We start from the raw sequence: 7603 nt of genomic DNA, 5'->3' as shown, positions 1-7603 counted from the left end.
TGGGCGGGGGCGTGGTGCCGCCACCCCGGCTGTACACCGCCACGTAGTCGACAAGCATCGGACGGCCGGGGACGGTGGCGGCGGTCGGCGTGGCGCCACCGGCCACCCCGTTCGGGAAGGCCCCGCCCATCGCCACGTTGAGCAGCAGGAAGTAGCCGGCGTGGTTGGTCATCTGCGACCAGTACGGCTCGCCGACCCGGGACTGGCTGACCGAGTGGTAGAGCTGGCCGTCGACGTACCAGCGCAGCTGCTGCGGGCTGGCCGAGGCGTCCCACTCGAACCGGTAGGTGTGGAAGGCCGACTGGCAGGTGCTGCCGGGGCAGGCCCGGGACGCGCCGATGCCGTTGAACTCGTCGCACGGCCCGCCGGGGGCCACGCCGCAGTGCAGTACGCCCCAGACGGAGTTGAGGCCGTTGACGTTCTCCATCACGTCGAACTCGCCGATGCCCGGCCAGTTCTGGTAGTTGCCCCGGTACGGCGAGCCGAGCGCCCAGAACGCCGGCCAGTAGCCGGACGCCTGGGCCCCGATGACGTTGGGCATCTGGATGCGGCCCTCGATGGCCAGCACGCCGCCGGACGGCGGCTTGAAGTTGCTGCGCACGGTCTCGATCCGGGCCGAGGTCCAGCGGCCCGAGGCGTCGCGCAGCGGGGTGATCCGCAGGTTGCCGCCGCCGTCGTGACTGACGTTGGCGGTGCTGTTGGTGTACGTCTGGATCTCCCCGGTGCCCCAGTTCGGCGGGCCGCCGGGATAGCTGGTGCCGGTGTCGATGATCCAGTTGCCGGCGGACGGCAGGGTGCCGGCCGCACCGGTGAAGTCGTCGCTCCACACCAGGCTCCAGCCGGGCGCGGGCGCCGGGACGGCGGCGTTCGCCGTCACGGTCGTGCCGACCAGTGCGGTCGCGGCGGCGGTGAGGAGGGTCAACGCCAGGGTCAGCCGGCGTCGCGGGGGCAGGGCGGCGGGCGCCGCCGGGGCAGGTGTCATTTGACGTGCCTCTCTGCGGGGAACGGGCGAGAGAGCGCTCTCTCAGGAGTTGTACGTGCCGGCTCCGCAGATGTCAACGCCCATCGATGCGGGCTGGCTCGGGGCGCGGGCGGCGCAGCACCGCCTGCTCCCCCGCCGACCAGGCGGTGGTGGTGACCAGGTAGATCACCGCCGCCAGCGGCAGCACCAGCGCCACCAGCACTGTCGTGTACGGCAGCAGCGGCAGCAGCCGGCCGAGCACGGCCGCGCCCGGCCCCTCGGTCGGCGTACCGGCCACCGTTCCCGTCGCCGCCGCCGCGCGCCGCATCCGCCGCGACGTCCACCAGGCGAGCACGAGCAGGGCCGCCAGCAGGGCGCCGAACAGCGGCAGCGCGCCGCCGACCGCCCCGTCGCCGAGGTGGTGGCCCAGCGGCACACCGGCCAGGCGCTCGGCCAGCAGCCCGGTGCCGCCCTCGGCGGTGGTGAAGAGCCGGTACATCACCAGCAGGAACGGGGCCTGGAGCAGCAGCGGCAGGCAGCCGGACACCGGGCTGGCGCCGTTGGCCCGGTAGAGCGCGAACAGTTCGCCCTGCAACCGGGTGGGGTCGTCCGCGTACCGCCGCTGAAGCTCGCGGACGTCGGGGGCGAGCGCCGCGCGGCGCCGCTCCCCGCGGACCTGCATGAGGGTCAGCGGCGAGATCAGCAGCCGGACGACGACGGTGAGGGCGACGATGGCGGCGGCCGTGGCCGCGTCGCCGGCCAGCGGTTCCAGCAGGGTGGTGAACCAGGTGAGCGCGCGGCCGGCGGCGCCGACAGCGTCGTGCAGAGGTGCGAAGGCGAGCATGGGTGACCCCTCGGTCCGATTCCGGGTGCCGGTCCGGCGGGAAGGCGGGTCGCCGGACGGGCGGATGGCGGCGGAATCGGCCGCGCGGCGGTGCTACGCGGCCGAGGGGAACGGCCCGGGCGCGCGGGGACGGGGACGCCCGGCGGCGTCCGGGTCGACCTGTCGCGGCACCCGGCGGCGGCGGGCCCGGGCGCGCAGGGCGGCGGCGCGGCCGGCCCGGGGCGTGTCGACGACGCCGGCCGCGTGCGCCGCGAGCGCGACGGCGAGCAGCGCCACCGCGGCGAGCGCGGCCCCGGCGAGCAACCCGGCCGGGCGGTCGGCGAGCAGGGTCAGGTGGGCGAGGGCGTACGCCCACGTCCCCAGCACGATCCCCAGCAGCCCCGGCACGCCGACCAGCCTAGGACCCGCTGTCACGCCACCCGGCCCAGTTCGCGCAACCGGCCTCCCGCACCCGCTCTGACCTGCGCTTATGCGACAGGTCCGGGGTGGACGGAGGCGCGGCGGAAGTGGTACGACTTGGGTGCGTCGACAGCCGACGCCGGTGTGTCGTCCTTCTCGGTCGCCGGTGTGCTTCCGCGTCGTCGGGATGCCACGCCGACCCGGGCGGTGGGAGCGGGTCCTCCCGGTACACCGTCGGCACCGGGCGCCCGCCCCGGCCGACGGGCCACCTCGACGAGGTGGCGGGCCATTCTGAGGAGCTGCCGTGCCCCACAACCGAATCCGATCGAGGCACCAGCCCTTCGAGATCGCCATCATGGCGACCGCCCCCGTGTGCGGCGTCCTCCTGATCGTCCTCGACGTCCGGCCGCAGTCGGTGGAGATGGCCATGCCGGGGCCCATCCAGGCGGGGTGGGAGTCGGGCCTCATCGTGGCCGGCGTCGCCGGGCTGCTGGGCGTGCTCTGGCCGGGCCGGCTCTCCACCGGCCTCGGGATCGAACTCGCGTCGGTGCTCGCGCTGGGCACGATCACCGGCATGTACGCCGTCGCCCTGGCGGTGGTCGCCGGCGCGCAGGGGGTCGCGGCGATGTCGTTCGTCGTCGCGGTGGCCGTCGGCTCCGGGTGGCGCGCCGTCCAGATCGCGCTCGACCTGCGCCGGCTGGCCCTGGCCGGCCAGGCCACCCAGTTCGCCGGGGTGGCCGTCGGTGGCACCTTCTCCGCCAGGGGTGGGACGTGAACACCACGGCGCCGGCCGCCCCGCACTGGGTGCAGGTCCTGCTCTCCGTCCTCGGCGTGCTCGGGGGGACCGGCGGCCTCGCCGTCATCGCCACCGTCATCGTGCAGCGGGGCAAGTTCAAGGCGGACGCCGCCGACACCCTCACCGACGCCGCCCTCACGCTGGTGCAGCCGCTGCGCACCCGGGTCGCCGAGTTGGAGGAGGCCGCGCTGCTCACCCGGGCGCAGCTCGACTCGGCCCGCGAGCAGGAACGGCAGCTGCGGGCGACGGTCTGGGACCTGCGCCAGACCCTGGACCGGTGGCGGGAGGCCATCCTGGCCCCGGACGCCACGCTGCGCCGCGTCCGCGCCCTGGTGCGCGACGGCGAGGACCGCTGGCCACGGTGACCTGCGGGTCGCGCACGGCGTGATCCCCTTTGCGGGCGCGCGGCGGGCGACACGCCGGGGCCGCGTTTCTCCGCCTCCGCACGGTGGGTAACCACTGACCGACCCCGCGCGGACGGACCGCTGCCGGGCGCGAACGGACGGTGGTGACGATGACCGGCCAGGTGGCGGAGGCTCCGAGCGGTACGGCCGAGGGGACCAACCTGCTCACGGTGGGTGTCGAGGAGGAGTTCCTGCTCGTCGACCCGCACACCGGGGCCGCGGTGCCCGCTGTCGACCTCGTCATGGAGCAGGTGCCGCCCGAGCTGCGCGGTCAGGTGGAGCGGGAGTTCCAGACCAGCCAGATCGAGATCGGCAGCCCGCCCGGCCTGGAACTCTCCTCGATCCGGCACTCCCTCGGCGTGCTGCGGGCCGCGCTCGCCGACGCGGCCGAGCGGGCCGGCGTACGGCTGCTCGCCATCGGCACCGGGCCGGTCGACGGTCCGGTGCCCCCGGTGGTCGACAAGCCCCGCTTCGACCGGATGATCGAGCGGTTCCGCCTGCTGGTTCCCGGCCCCGGCAACAACGGCATGCACGTGCACGTCGGGGTGCCCGACCCGGAGACCGGCGTGCAGGTGCTCAACCACGTCCGGCCCTGGCTGCCGGTGCTGCACGCCGTCACCACCAACTCCCCCTTCGCCAGGGGCGAGGACACCGGGTACGCGAGCTGGCGGTCGGTGGAGTGGGAGCGCTGGCCGTCGGTGGCGCCCACCCCGTACCTGGAGTCCCACGAGCACTACGAACGGCTGATCCGGCAGTTGATCGCCAGCGGCGTGATGCTCGACGAGGGGATGCTCTACTGGTACGCCCGCCTGTCGGCCAAGTACCCGACGGTGGAGATCCGCATCGGTGACGTCTGCCCGTCGGTGGACGACGCGGTGCTCGTCGCCGCGCTGGTCCGGGCCATGGTGGCGACCGCGATGGACGACATCGCCGCCGGGCGGCCGGCCCTGCGTACCGACCACCACCTGCTGGTCGCCGCGCACTGGCGGGCGGCCCACGACGGGCTGGAGGGGGACGGCGTCGACCTGACCGACGGCGAGCTGCGGCCGGCCTGGGAGCTGTTCGACCAGCTGATCGAGCGGCTGCGCCCGGCGCTGGAACGGCACGGCGACCTCGACGAGGTGACCGGGCTCGTCGCCGGGCTGCGCCGGCACGGCAGCGGGGCGGCCCGGCAGCGCGCCGTCTTCGCGCGTACCGGCAGGCTCGTGGACGTGGTGGAGGACGTCGCGCGGCAGACCCGTGGCGCGGGCCGCTCGTGACAGGATGATGAACGTGGCGCAACGGCTGATCGTCATCGGTGGGGACGCTGCGGGAATGGCGGCGGCGTCGCAGGCTCGACGCCGGCGGGACCGCGGCGACCTGGAGATCGTCGCCTTCGAGCGGGGGCACTTCACGTCGTACTCGGCGTGCGGCATCCCGTACTGGATCAGCGGGCTGGTGCCCGAACGGGACCAGTTGATCGCCCGCGCCCCGGAGACGTTCCGGGAGAAGTTCGACATCGACGTCCGGCTCCGGCACGAGGTGACCGCCATCGACCTCGACCGGCACGAGGTCACCGCCCGGGACCTCGACGGCGGCGGCGAGGTCCGGGAGCGTTTCGACACCCTGATGTACGCCACCGGGGCCGTGCCCAAGAAGCCCGGCTGGGCGGACACCGACGCCGGCGGGGTCTTCGGGATGCAGACCCTCGACGACGGCGCCGCGCTGCGCGACTGGCTGGACGCCGAGCCCCGGCCGCGCCGGGCGGTGGTGATCGGCGGCGGCTACATCGGCGTGGAGATGGCCGAGGCGCTGATCCAGCGCGGGCTCGCCGTCACCCTGGTCGAGCAGGCCGAGCAGCCGATGGCCACCGTGGACCCGGACATGGCCGAGCTGGTCACGGACGCGATGCGGGGCATCGGCGTCACCATCCGCACCGGTCTCGGGGTGACCGGCCTGGAGGAGACCGACGGCCGGGTGTCCGCGGTGGTCACCGCCGAGGGGCCCATCCCCACCGATGTGGTCGTCCTCGGTCTGGGCGTACGCCCCAACACGGCGCTCGCGGAGGCCGCCGGCCTGCCGCTGGGCGTCACCGGCGGGATCCGGGTCGACCGCCGGATGCGGGTGCAGGGGGTGCCGGACGTCTGGGCGGCCGGTGACTGCGTGGAGACCGTGCACCGGGTGACCGGGCTGCCGGTGCACGTGCCACTGGGCACCCACGCCAACAAGCAGGGCCGGGTCGCCGGCATCAACATCGGCGGCGGGTACGCCACCTTCGCCGGGGTGATCGGCACCGCCGTCACCAAGGTCTGCGACCTGGAGGTCGGGCGCACCGGGTTGCGCGAGAAGGACGCCGCGGCGGCGGGGTTCGAGTTCGTCTCGGTGATCGCCGAGTCGACCAACCGCGCCGGCTACTACCCGGGCGCCCGGCCGATGACGGTGAAGCTGATCGCGGAGAAGCCCAGCGGGCGGCTGCTCGGGGCGCAGATCGTGGGCTGGTCCGAGGCGGCCAAGCGGATCGACACCCTCGCGGTGGCGCTGTGGAACGGCATGACGGTGGACGACATGACCGCGCTCGACCTGGGCTACGCCCCGCCGTACGCCCCGGTCTGGGACCCGGTGCTGATCGCCGCCCGCAAGGCCGTCGACGCCCTGGCTGCCGTCGGCCGCTGAGCGTCAGGTGTGAGGAAGGGGCCCTTCCTTGCGTGCGGCTGTCGGGGGTGGGGGTTAGCGTGTGCCCGCTCGCGCCCCACCGGTCACGCCAGGCCGGTCGCTGACCCCCCTCGGAGGCCCCCATGCCGCAGGAGACGACCTACCTCGAACTGTCCGAAGCGGATGGTGCGCACAAGTTCTACGAGGTCGTCGTCGACGATGCCGCGCTGACCGTCCGCTACGGCCGCATCGGCGACCAGGGCCAGGTCAAGACCACGGCCTACGCCGACAACACCAAGGCCCGCGCGGCGGCGGCGAAGAAGATCGGCGAGAAGGTCCGCAAGGGGTACGCCCCGGCCGTGCGCGGCGTGCGGCAGAAGCGCGCCGTCTCCCGGCGGCAGATCGTCAGCACCCGCTCCACCGCCCGCACCGCCCCGGTGCTGTGGCGCTACGACTCCGGCGCCCCCGCCTTCGGCATCTTCGTCGACGGGCAGAGCTGCATGGTCGGCAACGAGCGCGGGGTCATCACCACGCTCGGCCACGACGCCCGGGTGCTCGACCAGGTCCGCCTCCCCGACGGGGTGAAGTGCATCGTCGCCGACGACGCCTGGATCTACGCGGGCTGCGACGACGGCAACGTCTACGACCTGTCCGGCAAGGTGCCCCGGGTGGCCTACGAGATCGCGCCGGAGATCGACATCTACTGGTTGGACATCCACGACGGGGTGCTGGGCGTCTCCGACGCGGGCGGCGGCATCGTCGCCGTCGACCACGAGGACGAGTTCCTCTGGCGCCGGCAGGGTCGCGGCCGGTCGGCGTGGATGGTGCGCTGCGACGCCGACGCGCTCTACCACGGCCACTCCCAGGGGGTGACCAGCTACGACTGGCGGACGGGCCAGGAGCGGTGGCACACCCGTACCGGATCGGTGCTCTTCGGTTGGCAGGAGCGCGACGCGGTCTTCGCGGGCACCGGCACCCGGGAGGTGGTGCGGCTGGCGAAGGACGGTCGCGCCGAGCGCACCTACCGCTGTGACGCCCCGGTCTTCTCCTGCGCCACGGCCGAGGGCGGCCGGTTCGTCTTCGCCGGCGACAGCCAGTCCTCGATCTACTGCTTCGACGCGGCCGGCAACCGGCTGTGGAAGCTCGGCACCGGCTGCGGCTCGGCCTACTCGATGCAGTACCACGAGGATCGGCTCTACGTCGTCACCACCAGCGGCCACCTGGCCTGCATCGACGCCAGCGAGCCGGCGATCCGGGCGGCGGAGGCCGGCAGCGTGCCGGAGGTGGTCGACGTCAAGGCCCCGCCCCGGATGCCGGAGCCGGCGGCCTGGACGACGGTCGAGGTGACCAGCGACGTCGACGGCGGCGTGGTCGTGCAGTGCGTCGAGGACCGGGGACGGCTGCGGGTGCATGTGGTCTCCCCCGGTTTCCACCGGGACTGGTCCGTGCAGTTCCCGAAGGGCATCCGCGAGCCGGGCGCGCGCTACCTGGTCACCCAGGTCCGCGAGTCCGGCCGGGGCGGCTTCTACCGCGCCCACGGCGACATCCGCCGGTTGCGCTGACCGCGC

Annotated in this window: 8 protein-coding genes; 5 read left to right on the top strand and 3 right to left on the bottom strand. The window is 74.2% G+C overall.

Annotated elements, in window-relative coordinates:
- The 3 genes from F6X68_RS28105 to F6X68_RS28095 all read right to left on the bottom strand — a co-directional run.
- Positions 1-982, bottom strand: a 982-nt coding sequence (locus F6X68_RS28105) for a glycoside hydrolase family 16 protein (RefSeq protein ID WP_151457083.1), incomplete at its 3' end; no start/stop codon positions are given.
- A 73-nt stretch (positions 983-1055) separates the two neighbouring features.
- Positions 1056-1805, bottom strand: coding sequence for a membrane protein insertase YidC (locus F6X68_RS28100; RefSeq protein ID WP_151457082.1), 750 nt, complete (start codon positions 1803-1805; stop codon positions 1056-1058).
- 93 nt (positions 1806-1898) lie between these two features.
- Positions 1899-2192 carry a DUF6412 domain-containing protein gene (locus F6X68_RS28095; RefSeq protein ID WP_311413083.1) on the bottom strand — a complete coding sequence of 98 codons (294 nt, stop codon included), beginning with the start codon at positions 2190-2192 and terminating at the stop codon, positions 1899-1901.
- Between the two features lie 316 nt (positions 2193-2508).
- On the opposite strand from F6X68_RS28095, the gene F6X68_RS28090 reads away from it, so the two are divergent.
- The 5 genes from F6X68_RS28090 (at position 2509) to F6X68_RS28070 (ending at position 7597) form a co-directional block, all read left to right on the top strand.
- Positions 2509-2979 (top strand): hypothetical protein, encoded by a 471-nt coding sequence (locus tag F6X68_RS28090; protein ID WP_225852466.1) that lies wholly within the window; start codon positions 2509-2511, stop codon positions 2977-2979.
- A gap of 38 nt (positions 2980-3017) precedes the next feature.
- Positions 3018-3365, top strand: a complete 348-nt coding sequence (locus tag F6X68_RS28085) for a hypothetical protein (protein WP_192581567.1) — start codon at positions 3018-3020, stop codon at positions 3363-3365.
- 149 nt (positions 3366-3514) lie between these two features.
- On the top strand, positions 3515-4663 hold the full coding sequence (locus F6X68_RS28080; RefSeq protein ID WP_192581566.1) for a glutamate--cysteine ligase: 1149 nt from the start codon (positions 3515-3517) through the stop codon (positions 4661-4663).
- A 13-nt stretch (positions 4664-4676) separates the two neighbouring features.
- A complete protein-coding gene (locus F6X68_RS28075) occupies positions 4677-6056 on the top strand; it encodes an FAD-dependent oxidoreductase (RefSeq protein ID WP_151457079.1) in 1380 nt (459 codons plus the stop codon).
- A gap of 122 nt (positions 6057-6178) precedes the next feature.
- Positions 6179-7597 (top strand): WGR domain-containing protein, encoded by a 1419-nt coding sequence (locus F6X68_RS28070; protein WP_151457078.1) that lies wholly within the window; start codon positions 6179-6181, stop codon positions 7595-7597.
- The last annotated feature ends 6 nt before the right edge of the window (positions 7598-7603 follow it).

This window comes from Micromonospora sp. AMSO12t, assembly GCF_008806585.1.
GTDB classification, from domain to species: Bacteria; Actinomycetota; Actinomycetes; order Mycobacteriales; family Micromonosporaceae; genus Micromonospora; species Micromonospora reichwaldensis.
The sequence above is the reverse complement of the archived record's forward strand: the minus strand, read 5'-3'. Positions and strand labels throughout refer to the sequence as shown.

Coding starts and splice junctions, on each gene's coding strand:
- F6X68_RS28100 (WP_151457082.1), bottom strand. CDS start 1,805: ATGCTCGCCTTCGCACCTCTGCACGACGCTGTCGGCGCCGCCGGCCGC.
- F6X68_RS28070 (WP_151457078.1), top strand. CDS start 6,179: ATGCCGCAGGAGACGACCTACCTCGAACTGTCCGAAGCGGATGGTGCG.
- F6X68_RS28080 (WP_192581566.1), top strand. CDS start 3,515: ATGACCGGCCAGGTGGCGGAGGCTCCGAGCGGTACGGCCGAGGGGACC.